The sequence below is a fragment of the Paenibacillus anaericanus genome, from assembly GCF_003994475.1.
GTDB classification, from domain to species: Bacteria; Bacillota; Bacilli; order Paenibacillales; family Paenibacillaceae; genus Fontibacillus; species Fontibacillus anaericanus.
This window is the reverse complement of sequence record NZ_RZNY01000005.1, coordinates 230,235-246,098: the sequence shown is the minus strand read 5'-3', so window position 1 is coordinate 246,098 and position 15,864 is coordinate 230,235. Positions and strand designations below refer to the sequence as shown.

General features: G+C 41.9%; 16 protein-coding genes. 11 read left to right on the top strand and 5 right to left on the bottom strand.

What is annotated here, in order from left to right; translation table 11 throughout:
* The first annotated feature begins 103 nt into the window (after window positions 1–103).
* The 6 genes from EJP82_RS08810 (at window position 104) to EJP82_RS28330 (ending at window position 4,804) form a co-directional block, all read left to right on the top strand.
* Complete coding sequence (locus EJP82_RS08810) at window positions 104–490, top strand: SET domain-containing protein (RefSeq protein WP_127191663.1); 387 nt, start codon at window positions 104–106, stop codon at window positions 488–490.
* 179 nt (window positions 491–669) lie between these two features.
* Complete coding sequence (locus EJP82_RS08805) at window positions 670–1,656, top strand: SDR family NAD(P)-dependent oxidoreductase (RefSeq protein WP_127191662.1); 987 nt, start codon at window positions 670–672, stop codon at window positions 1,654–1,656.
* Window positions 1,653–2,771 (top strand): undecaprenyldiphospho-muramoylpentapeptide beta-N-acetylglucosaminyltransferase, encoded by a 1,119-nt coding sequence (locus tag EJP82_RS08800; RefSeq protein WP_127191661.1) that lies wholly within the window; start codon window positions 1,653–1,655, stop codon window positions 2,769–2,771. The genes EJP82_RS08805 and EJP82_RS08800 overlap by 4 nt, the downstream gene beginning before the upstream one ends.
* Window positions 2,772–2,782: 11 nt before the next feature.
* Window positions 2,783–3,430, top strand: coding sequence for a response regulator transcription factor (locus tag EJP82_RS08795; RefSeq protein ID WP_127191660.1), 648 nt, complete (start codon window positions 2,783–2,785; stop codon window positions 3,428–3,430).
* A complete protein-coding gene (locus tag EJP82_RS28335) occupies window positions 3,423–3,950 on the top strand; it encodes a hypothetical protein (protein ID WP_246054019.1) in 528 nt (175 codons plus the stop codon). Before EJP82_RS08795 ends, EJP82_RS28335 begins: the two co-directional genes overlap by 8 nt.
* On the top strand, window positions 3,947–4,804 hold the full coding sequence (locus tag EJP82_RS28330) for a sensor histidine kinase (protein ID WP_246054018.1): 858 nt from the start codon (window positions 3,947–3,949) through the stop codon (window positions 4,802–4,804). Before EJP82_RS28335 ends, EJP82_RS28330 begins: the two co-directional genes overlap by 4 nt.
* 79 nt (window positions 4,805–4,883) lie before the next feature.
* Here EJP82_RS28330 and EJP82_RS08785 read toward each other — a convergent pair whose 3' ends face one another.
* On the bottom strand, window positions 4,884–5,813 hold the full coding sequence (locus EJP82_RS08785) for an NAD(P)H-dependent flavin oxidoreductase (protein WP_211350070.1): 930 nt from the start codon (window positions 5,811–5,813) through the stop codon (window positions 4,884–4,886).
* A gap of 225 nt (window positions 5,814–6,038) precedes the next feature.
* Here EJP82_RS08785 and EJP82_RS28815 point away from each other — a divergent pair, with 225 nt between their 5' ends.
* Window positions 6,039–7,091, top strand: coding sequence for an acyltransferase family protein (locus EJP82_RS28815; RefSeq protein ID WP_127191658.1), 1,053 nt, complete (start codon window positions 6,039–6,041; stop codon window positions 7,089–7,091).
* A 7-nt stretch (window positions 7,092–7,098) separates the two neighbouring features.
* On the opposite strand, the gene EJP82_RS08775 is transcribed toward EJP82_RS28815, so the two are convergent.
* Complete coding sequence (locus tag EJP82_RS08775) at window positions 7,099–7,461, bottom strand: winged helix-turn-helix transcriptional regulator (RefSeq protein WP_127191657.1); 363 nt, start codon at window positions 7,459–7,461, stop codon at window positions 7,099–7,101.
* 156 nt (window positions 7,462–7,617) lie between these two features.
* On the opposite strand from EJP82_RS08775, the gene EJP82_RS08770 reads away from it, so the two are divergent.
* Window positions 7,618–8,829 carry an MFS transporter gene (locus EJP82_RS08770; RefSeq protein WP_127191656.1) on the top strand — a complete coding sequence of 404 codons (1,212 nt, stop codon included), beginning with the start codon at window positions 7,618–7,620 and terminating at the stop codon, window positions 8,827–8,829.
* A gap of 40 nt (window positions 8,830–8,869) precedes the next feature.
* Window positions 8,870–9,715 (top strand): aldo/keto reductase, encoded by an 846-nt coding sequence (locus EJP82_RS08765; protein ID WP_127191655.1) that lies wholly within the window; start codon window positions 8,870–8,872, stop codon window positions 9,713–9,715.
* A 92-nt stretch (window positions 9,716–9,807) separates the two neighbouring features.
* On the opposite strand, the gene EJP82_RS08760 is transcribed toward EJP82_RS08765, so the two are convergent.
* Entirely contained in the window at window positions 9,808–10,587 is a 780-nt protein-coding gene (locus EJP82_RS08760) for a helix-turn-helix domain-containing protein (protein WP_127191654.1), read from the bottom strand.
* 241 nt (window positions 10,588–10,828) lie between these two features.
* Here EJP82_RS08760 and EJP82_RS08755 point away from each other — a divergent pair, with 241 nt between their 5' ends.
* Window positions 10,829–12,541, top strand: coding sequence for an ABC transporter ATP-binding protein (locus tag EJP82_RS08755; RefSeq protein WP_127191653.1), 1,713 nt, complete (start codon window positions 10,829–10,831; stop codon window positions 12,539–12,541).
* A 91-nt stretch (window positions 12,542–12,632) separates the two neighbouring features.
* Here the strand turns inward: EJP82_RS08755 and EJP82_RS08750 are convergent, their stop codons facing one another.
* Both EJP82_RS08750 and EJP82_RS08745 read right to left on the bottom strand, forming a co-directional pair.
* Window positions 12,633–13,673: a C40 family peptidase gene (locus EJP82_RS08750; protein ID WP_127191652.1), complete on the bottom strand. Its 1,041-nt coding sequence runs from the start codon at window positions 13,671–13,673 to the stop codon at window positions 12,633–12,635.
* Between the two features lie 123 nt (window positions 13,674–13,796).
* Window positions 13,797–14,675: a LysR family transcriptional regulator gene (locus tag EJP82_RS08745; RefSeq protein WP_127191651.1), complete on the bottom strand. Its 879-nt coding sequence runs from the start codon at window positions 14,673–14,675 to the stop codon at window positions 13,797–13,799.
* Between the two features lie 169 nt (window positions 14,676–14,844).
* Here EJP82_RS08745 and EJP82_RS08740 point away from each other — a divergent pair, with 169 nt between their 5' ends.
* A complete protein-coding gene (locus EJP82_RS08740; protein WP_127191650.1) occupies window positions 14,845–15,834 on the top strand; it encodes a DMT family transporter in 990 nt (329 codons plus the stop codon).
* The last annotated feature ends 30 nt before the right edge of the window (window positions 15,835–15,864 follow it).

Sequence of the window (15,864 nt, the reverse complement as noted above, 5' to 3'; positions counted from 1 at the left end):
CTATCTTCAACATTTCATTGCTGTTTTGCTACCAGTGGGTTAAAATTACGTTCTCAAGAGCTCACGAAAGCTCCATAAACTTAAGAACTCGAAGGTGACTAACATGATAGAGGTTAAAATTTCCAAACTTAGCGATGGAGAGTTCAATAGAGGTGTATTTGCAAAACGTGATATAGCAAAGGGTGAGCTTATACATGAAGCACCCGTCATTCCTTATCCAGATGAGGACAATGAGTTTATAGATAAGACCATATTCTCAGATTATGTGTTTCAATATGGCGTTAACCATGCGGCTCTCGTCCTAGGATACGGCAGTTTGTTTAACCACTCCTATACACCTAACGCAACTTACGACATTAACTTTGATAATCACACGTTTGACTTTTATGCCTATACCGATATAAAGGCTGGGGAAGAGATCCTCATTAACTATAACGGAGATGTCGACTGTGATGATCCTCTATGGTTTTATAAAGATCAGGAAAAATAAGCTACTGGGACAGGAATGCTGTCCCTTCTCTCCCATCTGCTATCCCATAGACACCGCAACCATTTTGTTGCAGTGTCTTTTTTTTTGTCGTCTTGGACAAATATCCATCCCCTATCCCATTTGCCATACTGGTGTAACATACGCGCCCTAAAATTGTCCTCAAGGGAGGGAATTAAACATTGAACAACAAGACGATTTTAATTACCGGAGGAACAGGATCTTGGGGACGGGAACTCGTTGCGAGGTTGCTAGAAAGAGAGCCCAAGGAAATCCGGATTTTTTCCCGGAATGAGGCCTTACAGGTAGAAATGAAGCAAGAGTTTGATCATCACCCTAAATTAACTTTTATTATTGGAGATATTCGCGATCAGGATGAGATTATGCAGGCTTGTCAGAACGTGGATTATGTATACCACTTAGCGGCCTTAAAACATGTGCCAATCTGTGAGCAACAACCAGACAGTGCGATGAAGACGAATGTAATCGGGACTGGTTATGTCATTCAAGCAGCGATCAAAAACGAAGTTGATAAAGTAATCTATGTATCGACCGATAAAGCATCACACCCATCTAGCACTTACGGAATGACCAAAGCCATTGGAGAGAAGCTGATTGTACATGCCAACCTCCGGGAAGGTAACACCAAATTTGTATGCGTGCGAAGTGGCAATGTCCTCGGATCCGCGGGCAGTGTGGTTCCTATTTTCAAACAACGAATTGAGCAAGGATTGGACATTAACCTTACGGATGCGGGAATGACCCGATTTTTCTTAACTATAGAAGATGCTATTACACTCTTACTTAAAGCGACGGAGGAAAGTCGTGGTGGCGAGGTATATGTTACGAAAATGCCTGCATGTAACATCAAAGATCTTGCTGAAGTATTGATCCAGGAGTTATCGACGACAAACATTAAAATTAACGAAGCAGGCGCTCGCCCTGGCGAAAGCTTGAGTGAATCGCTGATTTCAGAATTTGAAAGCAACACTTCATTTAACATGGATGATCAATATTATGTGATCCTGCCCCCTTTTCCTATTGAAGGATTACAAGAAGCTTATGCCACTAGCATGCCTGTAGATTTTCAAAGTTACCAGTCAGATCAGTCTTTGCAGAGCAAATCAGAAATAAGAACAATGCTACAGCAAGGAGGGTTCCTGGCATGAGTACAACAATCGTTTTTACCGGTGGAGGTTCTGCTGGCCATGTGTCAGGTAATCTAGTATTGATCCCAAGGTGTAGTGAAGAGAATTGGGACATCCATTATATTGGATCAGAAGATGGGATTGAGCGTAAGCTAACGGCCGAGTACAAAGAAGTAACTTACCACCCTATTTCTACGGGGAAATTGAGAAGATATCTCTCCTGGGAGAATGTGACCGACGTGTTCAAAGTCGTACGAGGCATATTTCAATCTTACCGACTGATTCGGAAACTGAAGCCCGATGTGATTTTCTCAAAAGGAGGATTCGTGTCGGTACCGGTTGTGCTTGGGGCGAAACTCAATAAAGTGCCGATTATTATTCATGAACCTGACCTCAATTTGGGACTTGCTAATAGGATCTCACGGCCTTTTGCGCAGATTATGTGCACTACTTTTCGGGAGACAGCCCAGAGATATAATTCGCCCAAGACTGTATATGTAGGCCCAATCCTAAAAGAAGAACTCAAATTAGGCAGCATGCTACGCGGATTCATCTCCTGCGGTTTCACTTCGGACAAACCTGTTCTGCTTATTATGGGAGGCAGTCAAGGAGCACATCGCATTAACCAAATGGTGAAAAGTGTACTTTCTGAGCTGGTAGAAAACTTTCAGGTTGTTCATATCTGTGGGAAAGGTAAGCTAGATCATACTCTGTCGATGCCTGGTTATAAGTCTTATGAGTTTGTCACGAAAGAGTTACCGGATCTACTAGCCATGGCAGATATCGTCGTGTCCCGTGCTGGATCGGGTTCCATTATGGAGCTTCTATCACTGCAAAAACCGATGTTGTTAATTCCTCATATCCAGGGTGGAAACCGTTCGGGGCAACAGGTGAATGCTCAAAATTTTCAACAGCAAGGTTTCGCCGATGTATTACTTGAAGAACAGATGACATCGCAAAGCTTCCTTAAAGCGATCAAGCAATTATATAAGAACCGGACGAAGTACATTGATAGAATGAAGGAACATGAGCATGGCGAGGGTACGGATAAGGTCATGGATTTGATCCGAAGGGCTAGTGGTCATGAGATAAGAACGACGATAGATGGCAACCCTAATAAGGCCCATATCCATTAAAAGGAGCCTGTATGAATATATTAATCGCAGATGATGAGCCCTATATGCTCAAGATTCTAAATGCTTATTTTGAAAAAGAAGGCTTCACGACCTATCAAGCATATGACGGTGAAGAAGCTCTGCATATTTTCTACCATCATAAAATCGATTTAGCGGTTCTCGACTGGATGATGCCTAAAGTGAATGGGATAGAGGTCTGCACGGAGATCAAGAAACAGAGCAAGACCAAAGTGCTGTTGTTAACGGCAAAAGGTGAGGCTGATGATGAATTAATCGCATTACAATCAGGTGCGGATGAATATATGAGCAAACCGTTTGATCCTCGGGTATTGATTGTAAGAACCAAAAAACTACTGCAAATGGAAAGCCTAATTTATATCGAGGATCTAAAAATAGATATGGCCGGGCAAAAGATTTTCAGAAATAATAAGGACCTACAGGCAACGAATAAAGAGTTTCATTTAATGCGTTATTTTATTGAAAATAAAGGGGTCATTCTCTCGAGAAAAGCTTTGTTAGACCAAGTTTGGGGATTCGACTATTTTGGCGAAGAAAGAACGGTCGATACGCATATCCGCAGACTTAGGGCTAAGATCGGTGATCATGTGATAAAAACACATCGGGGTATGGGCTACAGTTTGGAAGAAACCCATGAATAAATTAAATAAAAAGTTAATTGCGCGGATTTTACTTGTATTTTCTGTGGTCGTTATTTTTTCTTTTGTCATGAACACTTTTTTCTTACCTAAATATCTTTTGTATCAGAAAAAACAATCACTGTCTGCTCTAACAGAACAGATCGAGATGATGGATACGAAGCAGTTGCTACAAGATGTGGAGGTCCTTGAGAATGAGCATAGTGTAACCATTGTTTATACGACTCTAACGGATAATGTAGATAACCTAAATGAGCTAATCAAAGATAGCTTGGGTAGAAAAGGGATTACACTGAGCAAGTTCTGGATCACGGATGAAAGTATCGAAAAGCTCAACGAGAATAAGATTGTTCGAAAGATCTATAACCAGGAAAAGTTGAAATCGAGCTTTCTTGTTTCTTTTTTGAAGAAGGATAATCAGATCTTTGTCATTGGTGAGTCGATCTCACATTCAACGGAGACGCTGAGGATCGTCAATCAATTTAATATATATATATTTATGTTGGAGAGTTGTTGTTATTGATCTTGTTGTCTGGGCTGTTTACAAGACGCATCGTAAAGCCACTAGCTCAAATCCAGACAGCAGCAGAGGAAATTTCGAAGTTATCTTTCACCAAGGTCCAAGTGCAAACGGGCGATGAAATCGAGATTTTAGCGCAGAGCATTAATCTAATGAGTGATAAGTTAGAGTATGCACATCAAGAATTAGCAGTTAAAAATGAAAACTTGCGCAATTTTATCGCAGATATATCGCATGAGTTGAAGACCCCCCTGTCCTTAATCAAGGCCTACTCTGCAGGTATAAAGGATGGAATGGATGATGGTACTTATATTGATGTTATTGAGCAGCAAACCGATGATATTTCGAGGTTAGTGAGCAAGCTTCTCGATCTTTCTAGATTGCAGACGGATCAATATACGATGAGCGCTTGGGATTTCAAACTGTTGTTCGAAAGGACATTAGAGAAGTATCGCATTTCTACTCAGCAGCAGAACATTGAGATCTCTGTGGATGATAGCTTGCTTAAAGATTCACGAGTTGTGGCAGATGAACAGAAGATCGAGATGGTCCTGAATAATTTGATAACTAATGCGGTGAAATATACAACGGATGGACGTATCCATATTACCCTTGCTAACAAGGATGATAACTTGTTCTTTACGATAGCCAATGGAATCGAGGAGCATGAGGGGCAACCGCAGGGGCAGTGGGATAACATCTGGGAGCCATTTTACGTGTTGGAGAGTTCCCGAAATAAACAGCTTAGCGGAACGGGCCTTGGTCTATCGATTGTAAGAGCTATTTTGCAGAAACATGATTCCACCTTCGGATTCAATATCCTTCGCGGAGAGATAGAATTCTATTTCTCATTGTAGAGGTAGGTGACGGTAACTGGGTTATTGTCCCAAACAAAAAGGGCACCTATGTAGGCGCCCTCTTCTCGCTCGTGTTAATTTAGTTCATCGCTAACCGATATTCACTCATGATGTTGTCGATGATTTGTGATACTGACAATATTTCTTTGATCTCATGTACTCTTGCACCCGCAAACACCAAACCGTTCTGAACATCACCTTTGAGTGATTTAAGCAAGTGATCCATTGTACAAAACCGGTATGAACATGACTTGAGACAGTCTTGGCATTTCTCTATTCTAATCTTGGTTTCTTCGTTGATTATAATCTCTGTAAGTTTATTCTTGATCGCTCTTCCATGTAATCCGACGGTTGTTTTAACCAGAATCGTATCCGACTCCCCGGCATCAACATATTTTTGCTTGAAAGCCAAAGGAGCATCACATTCGTCACTAGCAACGAAACGAGTTCCCATTTGAACTCCAGAGGCCCCCATCTTGATCGCTTTAGCGACATCTTCCCCCGTCAAAATTCCACCCGCTGCAATAACCGGAATATTCACAGCCTCTATTACTTCAGGTAAGATCTCAAACAATTTTCTGTCCGTACCCAAATGGCCTCCAGCTTCATGACCTTCGACAACAACTGCCGAGGCTCCCAATCGTTCAGAGAGCTTAGCCAACTTTGCAGTGGAAACAATAGAAATCACCGGGGTTGCATGTTCTTTGCCCCAGGCATACATGTCTCTTGAAATACCCGCACCTGATATAATGAAGTCTACCTTTTCCTCCAAGGCAACCTTCATCTTTTCTGCAAAATCCTTCATGGAAAACAGTACGTTTACGCCGAAATATCCTATCCCCTTCGACAATTCTCTAGTTCTCCGGATCTGCGCTCTTAATTCGTCAATAGATATTCCTGTGCCCGAAATGGTACCAATACCACCCGCGCCAGCTACGGCAGAGGCAAGGCCGCTTAATGATATACCGACACCCATACCTCCCTGCATAATTGGGACTGCTGCTTTCATCTGCCCGATCTGTAAAATTGGAAGCTTCAAGGATGCACCTCTTTCTGGTATACGAACCAAATAACGCTAAATGTAACATGCCAAGTTTCCAGAAGATATGACCGGGCTCACATTAAACATCAATCGAGATAAAATATACTTTAACCGAATCCTATACATTGCTATTATTAGTGTTAATGAATCATATAATTGATCCTTGCTGGTCATTAGGAGAAATAGACAGAGATGCAGAAAATCAATAACACATTAGTAGGCTTAAGGGGCTTTCTAGCTCTTTCTGTTGTTATCTTTCATATCTACGGCTCTTCAGTTTTGGAAGGGTATATTAAGGGTTTTGCTAGCGACAACATATTATACTCCATAAATTATGCGGGACCGATATCCGTGAATTTATTTTTTGTTATTAGTGGTTACTTAATTCTAAAGAGTTTAACCACCAAAAGGACGATGGGGCAATTCTTAAAAGATCGTACATTACGAATATATCCTGTCTTCCTAACCATTCATATCAGTGTCTTCATCATGGGTCCAATTATCGGTTATAAGTGGATGAATAACATTGATGTTACTTCATACGTCGTGCACTTTATTTCCAATCTATTATTACTTCCAGGTATGTTCAATCTCCCTATCGCACAAATCGTGGCCTGGTCGTTAAGTTATGAAGCTGCTTTCTACCTAATTGCAGGAACCCTCTTTTTTGTATGGAAAAAGTCCAATAAATTAACCCTCCATACCTATTTCAGGTATACTTTTGTGTCAATAATGGCCCTTGTTTGTATTGCCATCTTCTATTTCCGTCCAGCTGCCCTTTTCTTTACAGTAGGTATTTTAGTTTTTCTATGTGAGTCTACCATCAAGCGATGGTTTAAACCCAGAAAAGTATTTTATTTAGGAGGAATTATTACCTTAGGACTCCTTTATCTATCGTACTATATGCAAATAATCCCTACTGCTATAATTCTAGTATTAAGTCTACTTTTATTCATAACTATCATTGTTGAATACGGTCTATTATCTAGTATTCTACGACTCGGCCCCATGCAATATTTAGGTAAAATAAGTTACAGCTTATATATGTGGCATACAATGGTTATGTTTCCCTTGAAAAAGGTAATGGGTAAGATAAGCTTGTATATTCATAACCCTTCTATACTTTTATTAATTTATATAGTTTCAACCATCACTCTATCTATCTTAGTCTCCCATTTATCCTATACCTATATTGAAAAAAAACTCACCACTAACTTGAGAGGATTATGGGATAAGAAGATATGATCTCTGCCTATTTATTCAGCATATTATCTTCCAACACAGCAAACTTATCGCCATATTCTTTAATAATGTGAACCTCTCCCCATGCGCACAGGGAGTTTAATATCGATTCCAAACTCCAACCATATTCACTGAGCTCGTATTCCACCTTTGGAGGTACTTGGTTGTAGATAATCCGATTCACAATGCCATCTTCCTCTAGTTCTCTCAGTTGTTGAGTTAACATTTTTTGCGTAATGGAAGGGATTAGTCGTTTTAATTCACTTGTTCTTTTCTTGCCATGAGTTAAATGACAGAGGATCACACACTTCCATTTCCCCCCGATAACCTCTAAGGTAGCTTCTACTGAAATATTATATTTCTTTGTGGTCATGACTTAGTCCTCCTATATATGTTATAGGCACTTTTTAGTACGTATATTACTTGTTAGTTCCTATACCACTCTAAAGTGCGTACTATTCATTTCGGGCTGAATAACTCATAATAGCATTTACCGGCCGGCAATACCAACTAAGGAGTCATATCCAACATGTCACTAGATAAGAAAAGAAGTACACTAGCACTCCTGGCGTTAGCAATAAGTGCTTTTGCAATTGGGACAACAGAGTTCATCAGTGTGGGACTACTTCCCCTGATCGCTGAGGACTTCAATATATCTGTTACAGCATCCGCATTAACCGTTACTTTATATGCTTTAGGGGTAACTTTTGGAGCCCCCATATTAACGTCATTGACCACAAATGTTCCTCGCAAAACCTTATTGTTCTGGATCATGATCGTTTTTATTATCGGTAATGGACTTGCCGCAGCAGCAAGTGGAATTGGCATTCTACTAGCTGCCCGCATCATCTCCGCGTTCTCACACGGTGTGTTCATGTCGATTGGCTCTACCATCGCGGCTGACCTCGTACCTGAACATCGTAGGGCAAGTGCTATTGCTATTATGTTCTCTGGACTCACTGTAGCTACAGTTACGGGCGTCCCTCTAGGTACCATGATTGGGCAACAATGGGGCTGGCGAGCGGCTTTTGTCGGGATTGTTATTATTGGTATCTTGGCCTTTATAGCCAACATGATATTGATTCCTTCTAATTTGCGCAAAGGAACCAAAACGCCACTACGCGATCAGCTAAAACTGGTTACGAATGGACGTTTACTCCTTGCCTTTGCCATTACGGCCATTGGGTACGGAGGTACTTTCGTAGTCTTTACCTATTTATCCCCGTTACTTCATGACATAACCGGATTTAAGGAATCAACAGTAGCTCTCATTCTGCTTGTATACGGAATTGCTATTGCTATCGGAAACGTCATTGGGGGCAAGGCTGCCAACCGTAAGCCTGTTTCTGCCTTGTTCTATATGTTTATTTTTCAAGCGATTGTACTTCTCGTCCTAACGTTCACTGCTCCGTTTAAAATTGCTGGTTTGATTACGATATTCTTTATGGGATTGCTAGCTTTTATGAATGTACCTGGATTACAAGTGTACGTCGTGATGTTGGCTGAACGTTATGCACCAAAAGCGGTAGATGTAGCTTCTGCAGTTAATATTGCTGCTTTTAATGCCGGGATTGCAATTGGGGCATATTTAGGTGGGGTAGTTACGGACTCCATCGGACTGATCCATACAGCGTGGGTTGGCTCGTTAATGGTACTAGGAGCTGTATTCTTAACGGGTTGGGCACGTTCCTTGGAAAAAAGAGATGCGGCAAACCTCAAATCTAACCCTGTTACTGAATAAAGCTAAAAAAAATAACAACAAAACTCAGGAGGTTTTCTCTATGACTGCGAAACACTTACAAGATACAACAACTTTACAGGGTGGTATTCAAATGCCTTGGTTTGGACTCGGCGTATTTAAAGTAGAAGAAGGCGCGGAATTAGTTCAAGCTGTAAAATCAGCCATCAAACACGGTTATCGCAGTATCGATACCGCAGCTGTTTATGACAATGAAAAAGGTGTCGGACAAGGTATTCACGAAGCCATTCTGGAGAACAATATCTCTAGAGAAGACCTCTTTATCACTTCAAAAGTTTGGAATGCTGATCTAGGATACGAATCCACACTAGCAGCATACGAAACTAGCCTAAACAAGCTAGGTCTGGAATATCTCGATCTGTATCTTATTCATTGGCCTGTAGATGGTAAGTATCAAGATGCATGGAGAGCATTGGAAACCCTATATAAAGAAGGACGTGTAAAGGCAATTGGGGTAAGTAATTTCCAAATCCATCATATTGAAGATCTGATGAAGACCGCTACAATCAAACCTATGGTTAACCAAGTGGAACTCCATCCACAATTAACGCAAACAGAGTTAAGAGACTTCTGCAAGACGCAGGGCATTCAAATAGAAGCTTGGTCACCGTTGATGCAAGGTCAATTGTTAGATCATCCGGTATTACAAGAAATCGCGGCTAAACATAACAAATCGATTGCCCAAGTTATTCTGCGTTGGGACTTACAACATGGTATTGTAACGATTCCAAAGTCCACTAAAGAACATCGAATTATCGAAAATGCAGCCATATTTGATTTTGAGTTATCCTCTGATGATATTGCTCGAATTGATGCTTTGAACCAGAATCTTCGGGTCGGTCCCGATCCAGATAACTTTGACTTTTAATGAGGCTTTATTATAAAAAAATGGCTGAGTAGAATGTAATTTCTGCCCAGCCATTTTTATTTACAGCCAAATGTAGGATAAGAAACCAAGAATCAATTGAAAATTGAAATAATGCGCTCAACAATAGGTTTCCATAATCGAGGATACTCCTGATAAATAAGTGCCCTTACCTGTTCTGCACTTATTAGTTTATTATTCTCCATCAGTAAGGTCTGGGCGCCTCGTACGGATTCACCTATAGCGATGTGTCCGGTTGCGTATTGACCAATAGCAATATGCGAGGCTATGGCGCATGCGCCAACTGAGAACATTCCAATGGCCAGACTACCAATAGCGATGATCCCTATAGCAAGAGCACCGATGGCAATAGGGGCAATTGCCACACCGCCCAGCGCCATTAGCAAGCCCAAGACAACTCCTCCCGAACTCACAAGACCAAAACCTAGGCCTCCTAGACATAATCCTCCCAAAGCAATGCCTCCAATGGATAATCCACCAATCGCAATATTGCCTATTGCAATAATCCCCTTCGCAACATGTATTCCTCGCCCAATGTTGATATGTACCAGCGGAAGGCCCCGCCATGTTCTTTTACTTTTATATTCATAACGATACATGTATCGTGAATCGACATACCGAATATGTTGTACATTCTCCGCCGATTCCGTACTACTAGGTGTATTCTTGACCAGGTTATCCACGGTTACGTTAAACAGCTCGCTTAACGCAATAATCTTATCCAGTTCAGGGTACGCTTGCCCCGATTCCCACTTCGAAACAGATTGCCGTGATACACCAATGATCGCTGCCAAGTTCTCTTGCGACATGCCTCTTTCTTTTCTGAACTTTTGCAATTTATCTGCAAATTCCATGTCATCACCTCAGGCTCATCATATAATATCGATCTATTCATGACTACCAAGTTTAGTTCACAATCTGTCAACCAGCGGTTGCATATGCATGGATATAAGGGTTTTTGGGTCAAAAAGGATAGGATTTCTCTCAAAACCAAAAATATGGACAAGTTCCTGTTCCTCTGTCCCTCCTCCACATTGCATGATAGGATAGATGAATACCCATACTATCTAATAATTACGAAAAGAGTGATATCTTTTGCTTCGACGTTTTTTCTCTTACTACCGTCCTTATAAAGGCCTCTTTATATTGGACTTTGTTTGCGCCATAGTTGCCGGGCTGCTCGAACTAGCATTTCCACTTGCCGTGAGCAAATTTATTGATGACTTACTACCTAGCGGTAACTGGTCGCTTATCGTGCTGGCATGTGTCGCCTTGCTCGCTATCTATGCTCTTAACACCGTACTGAACTATATTGTCACGTATTGGGGCCATATGCTGGGTATCAATATTGAGACGGATATGCGCCGCAAGATGTTTGGGCATGTACAGAAATTATCCTTTCGCTTCTTTGACAACCACAAGACAGGTCACCTCATGGGCAGAATCACGAACGATCTGAATGATATTGGTGAGCTCGCGCATCACGGACCAGAAGATGTGTTTATCGCCGTTATGACGCTAATCGGTTCGTTCTCGTTGATGGCCTATATTAATTTGGAACTTGCACTCATTACTTTTATTATCGTGCCATTCATGGCATGGCTGGTCATCTTCTTCGGTAGAAAAATGACTTCAACCTATAGAAATCTATTCGGGGAAGTCGGTAACTTCAATGCTCGAATCGAAGATAACGTAGGCGGAATCCGTGTGGTACAATCCTTTGCCAATGAAAAACACGAAGAGAAGCTATTCGCAGTTGATAATCAGAACTACCGCACAACAAAGCTACTTGCTTATAAAACGATGGCCAAAAGTATCTCGATTAGTTACATGATGATGCGCCTCATTACGATATTTGTCATGATCTGCGGAGCCTGGTTCTTTATCCAAGGTAAGCTTGTTCTAGGAGAATTCATGGCCTTTATCTTACTCTCTAATATTTTCTTTCGACCGATCGAGAAGATTAATGCTGTTGTTGAAAGTTACCCTAAAGGAATCGCCGGATTCAAACGTTATACGGAAATTCTCGATACAGAGCCCGATATCGCTGATGCTCCAGATGCCATTACAGTAGACAGCGTAAAAGGCGATATTCAATTTGAGCATATAACCTTTGGTTATGAAGTAAATAGACCTATTTTACAAAATCTTGATCTAACGATCCATGCCGGGGAGACCATTGCCTTTGTGGGGCCATCGGGTGCAGGTAAGACCACTATTTGCAGCCTGCTTCCCCGTTTCTATGATGTGGACGAGGGTCGGATCACGGTAGATGGTGTTGATATCAGGAAGTTTAAGCTAGAGTCACTCCGCAAGCATATCGGGATTGTACAACAGGATGTATTTCTGTTCTCAGGTACGATCCGGGAAAATATTGCTTACGGCGATCTACATGCAACAGAAGAGCAGATATGGGAAGCAGCTCGAAGAGCATCGCTTGAAGAGCTTATCCGTAATCAACCAGAGGGAATGGATACCGTCATCGGTGAACGTGGAGTTAAGTTGTCAGGTGGTCAGAAGCAACGCTTATCAATTGCTCGCATGTTTCTTAAGAATCCTCCTATCCTTATCTTGGATGAGGCAACTTCTGCGCTTGATACCGAGACGGAAGCAGCTATTCAGCAATCACTGTCTGAGTTATCTATTGGCCGCACAACGTTAGTCATAGCGCATCGCCTTTCCACCATCCGCAACGCCGATCGCATCGTCGTCGTTAATAAACATGGCATAGCCGAACAAGGTAAGCATGATGAGCTAATTGCTGCCGGTGGAGTGTATAGCCGGTTGAATCAGATGCAGATAAACTAAACACAAATAAACCCTTCAGATGCATGGTGCAACTGAAGGGTTTATTACGATGAATAAGCCGTACAACAGAACTCTACTCAATATCTCTTCACTAAAACATCCTCCGGGCAGTTACGAACCGTTTCATCCACTTATCCCCTAAGGTCTCGTAGTGAACGCCAAGCTCTTTCGAATACGTATGCAGTATCTTATTATTCCCTACATAGATGGCTACATGACCAATATCTAGTCCCCGTGCACTGAAGAACAACAGATCCCCTTTGCGCAACTCGTTGATTCCGACTTCTTGGCCTTCCTTAGCCTGGTTATAGGAGACACGCGGAAGTTCAATAGATAGCTTGTCTAAATAGACATGTCGAACGAAAGAAGAGCAATCAAATGTATCGGTCTGATCCGTTGAAGCCCCGAATTCATAGGGTCTACCTAGATATTTCTCCCCATATGCAATCAGCTCGTCCGCTTGTTGTTCAGCGAGGGTTGTACTTGTATAGTCCGTATATTTGGGTTTGGCCGATATGTATCCTATCTTATTATCCTGGGTACGCACTTCTAGCCAGAAGGCTCCCACTTCCTTGATCACATGAACCTTCTCACCCTTAGGCAACATTTCAAGGGCACTAGAATCTACCGTAGAGTCTGGCGTATTTCGAAGGTTCACTCCCGATAGAACCGTCGTTGTGTAATCAACCTTAGTCGTAATACGAACCGTCCGAGTATTAGCATCCCACTTCACGGTACTACCTAGAGCTTCACTAACAAATCGCAGTGGCATCATCGTGTAGCCTTGATTAATTTGGCCGGGAACGGTCAAGTTTAGTGGTTGTCCATTTAGGTAAGCCGTCTGCTCCCCAATATGATAGGTCATGTTCAGATTGTCCTTGTTCGCCGTTACTGTTTTAGTAGCACCATTCCAGGATAACTTAGCTCCTTGTTCTTCAAACAATTGGCGCATAGGAACGAGTACAGTGTCCTTTACGAGTAACGGCTGGGCATCAAGCTGAAGCAGATTCCCGTCCATATAGATCGCCGCTACAGGAGCCGAAGGTGCTGCTGCCGTATGAGCCGGAGCTGAAGTTGAGTAGAGCATAGTCGTAATTAGTAGCAATAGTAGGGTTCTTTTTGTTTTGCTCATGTTGTCATCACCTTGTTGTTTGATTTGTTCCTATAGTTCTGACGACAACAACCCTGATTAGTTGTGTGCTAAATATTGGTAACAACCTGCCAACTATGAAGCCTGATACCATCCAATCTATAACTACTCTAGTGATTCCTCTTGTTCTAGTCCCGTCCGAGCCACAATTTCATCAATGAAACATTGAAGTGTGCTCGTTAACAACGAATCTTTACGCCGGATAAATATCGTCGTGATTTCACGATAAGGTTCAGGCACATCATGACAGAATACAGTTCCACCTGTAACCAGATCTGTAACGGATGATTCGGGCAGAATCGTTATCCCAATCCCTGCAGCTACACTCCCCATAATCGTCCCAAAAGTTCCAAACTCCATGATCTGTTTCGGGATAATTCCCTCCACCTTCATCCAACTTTCCAATCTCCCACGATAACCGCAACCTTTATTGTATAGGAGTAGGGGCTTAGTCGTGATGTCCTCCATCGAAAAGGTATTTCCTTTCGTTACAAGTACTAACCTCTCTTGAATCACCTCGACCTGTTCGATTAATGGATGCCTAATAGGTCCAGTAACAAACGCTCCATCCAGCTTCATATCAATGACCTTTTGCAGCAGAAGATCGGTTACTCCGGCCTTTAGTGATAGTTCAACATTAGGATACTTATTATGGTAAGAGGATAAAATATCGGGAAGAGCAATCACAGTCTCTACGATCCCGATCTTGAGGATACCGGAGGGGTTCGATTTATCTTGAAATGAGCGCTTCATCTCCTCTACCTTCGATAAAATTTCCCTTGAATGTTCCAACAATCGTTTACCTTCCGTATTTAAAATCATTCCACGCTTATGGCGATGAAATAAAGGCGTTTGGAGTTCTTTCTCGAGCAGCTTAATTCTTGCTGTCACATTGGATTGAACATAGCTTAGCTCAAGCGCCGCTTTGCTGATACTTCCATGTGTCGCAACGCTCTGAAAAATTCTCAAGTCATTAAGCTCCATAACGGCTCCTCCTCTACTTTCCAAAGTATGTACATCATGTGTCTATTATCATTATAAATGATCATAAACGTTATTTATAATCATTTTACTATAATCTTTCATCCCGCTATGATAATTTATACACTACGTCGGCAAATTCTTGCTAAAAGAGAGAGAGCGATAAAACAACATGTTATCCAAGAAAATCATCTTAGGCTCCATATTGTGCCTCATTGCGAGTATGTCGTGGGGAGCTATGTTTCCCGTTGCACACATTGCATTGCAGAAAATCGATCCATTCTATTTTTCATTCATCCGTTATTTAACTGTGGCTATCATTCTTAGCGTAATGCTCTGGTTAAAAGAGGGACGATCAGCGTTTCGCTTAGAGGGACGAGGCAAATCCCTGTTGCTCTTCGGAATCATGGCATTCACAGTCTATAATATGGCCGTCTTCTTAGGACAACATCTCATGGGAGAGCCCGGTACCATTGCCGCCTCCATTATGGAAGTGCTCATGCCGATGATCTCCATATTGATCGTATGGATTACGACCAAAAAAGCCCCGAAAAAATATATGATTTCGAGTGTAGCCATCGCACTAATTGGTGCTTTGCTTGTGATCACGAATGGGGAATTAACCTTCTTCACCATGGCTGGTCAGCACCTTATTCCGTTACTGCTGGTCTTTACGGGAGTGGTTGGATGGGTGATCTATTCGATGGGAGGAGAACGATTTAAGGATTGGTCGACGCTTCGCTACTCTACATTAACTTGTTTGCTAGGAAGTGCAGTAAACCTAGTCATCGTTACCCTAGCTTCAAGCTTTCAAGTGCTTCCTGTTCCAACATGGGACACGATATTCTCCATTAAATATGAAATGACCTTTATGGTCTTATTGCCAGGGTTAGTCGCCTTACTAAGTTGGAATGCAGGAATCAAAATGATATCTTCGCTTAATGGCATCTTATTTATCAACTTTGTGCCGATCACAACATTCGTTATTATGGCTTTTCAAGGCTATCAAATCAGTAGTTTTGAAATCGTGGGGACCCTATTTATTATCTTTGCACTGCTACGCAACAATATGAATCAGAGAAAAGAGCTACGTGGGAATCATACCCCCAAAATGAAGCCCGTTGTACATGATCCAAAAGTGGATTTCATTAAGGCGCAATAAAAGGGGACAAGGAGCCTAGCTCCTGTCCCC

What these genes read in the sequence shown, in the direction of transcription:
- EJP82_RS08810 (WP_127191663.1), top strand. Translation starts at nt 104, where the DNA reads ATGATAGAGGTTAAAATTTCCAAACTTAGCGATGGAGAGTTCAATAGA.
- EJP82_RS08800 (WP_127191661.1), top strand. Translation starts at nt 1,653, where the DNA reads ATGAGTACAACAATCGTTTTTACCGGTGGAGGTTCTGCTGGCCATGTG.
- EJP82_RS08795 (WP_127191660.1), top strand. Translation starts at nt 2,783, where the DNA reads ATGAATATATTAATCGCAGATGATGAGCCCTATATGCTCAAGATTCTA.
- EJP82_RS28335 (WP_246054019.1), top strand. Translation starts at nt 3,423, where the DNA reads ATGAATAAATTAAATAAAAAGTTAATTGCGCGGATTTTACTTGTATTT.
- EJP82_RS08785 (WP_211350070.1), bottom strand. Translation starts at nt 5,813, where the DNA reads ATGAAAGCAGCAGTCCCAATTATGCAGGGAGGTATGGGTGTCGGTATA.
- EJP82_RS28815 (WP_127191658.1), top strand. Translation starts at nt 6,039, where the DNA reads ATGCAGAAAATCAATAACACATTAGTAGGCTTAAGGGGCTTTCTAGCT.
- EJP82_RS08775 (WP_127191657.1), bottom strand. Translation starts at nt 7,461, where the DNA reads ATGACCACAAAGAAATATAATATTTCAGTAGAAGCTACCTTAGAGGTT.
- EJP82_RS08770 (WP_127191656.1), top strand. Translation starts at nt 7,618, where the DNA reads ATGTCACTAGATAAGAAAAGAAGTACACTAGCACTCCTGGCGTTAGCA.
- EJP82_RS08765 (WP_127191655.1), top strand. Translation starts at nt 8,870, where the DNA reads ATGACTGCGAAACACTTACAAGATACAACAACTTTACAGGGTGGTATT.
- EJP82_RS08760 (WP_127191654.1), bottom strand. Translation starts at nt 10,587, where the DNA reads ATGGAATTTGCAGATAAATTGCAAAAGTTCAGAAAAGAAAGAGGCATG.
- EJP82_RS08750 (WP_127191652.1), bottom strand. Translation starts at nt 13,673, where the DNA reads ATGAGCAAAACAAAAAGAACCCTACTATTGCTACTAATTACGACTATG.
- EJP82_RS08745 (WP_127191651.1), bottom strand. Translation starts at nt 14,675, where the DNA reads ATGGAGCTTAATGACTTGAGAATTTTTCAGAGCGTTGCGACACATGGA.
- EJP82_RS08740 (WP_127191650.1), top strand. Translation starts at nt 14,845, where the DNA reads ATGTTATCCAAGAAAATCATCTTAGGCTCCATATTGTGCCTCATTGCG.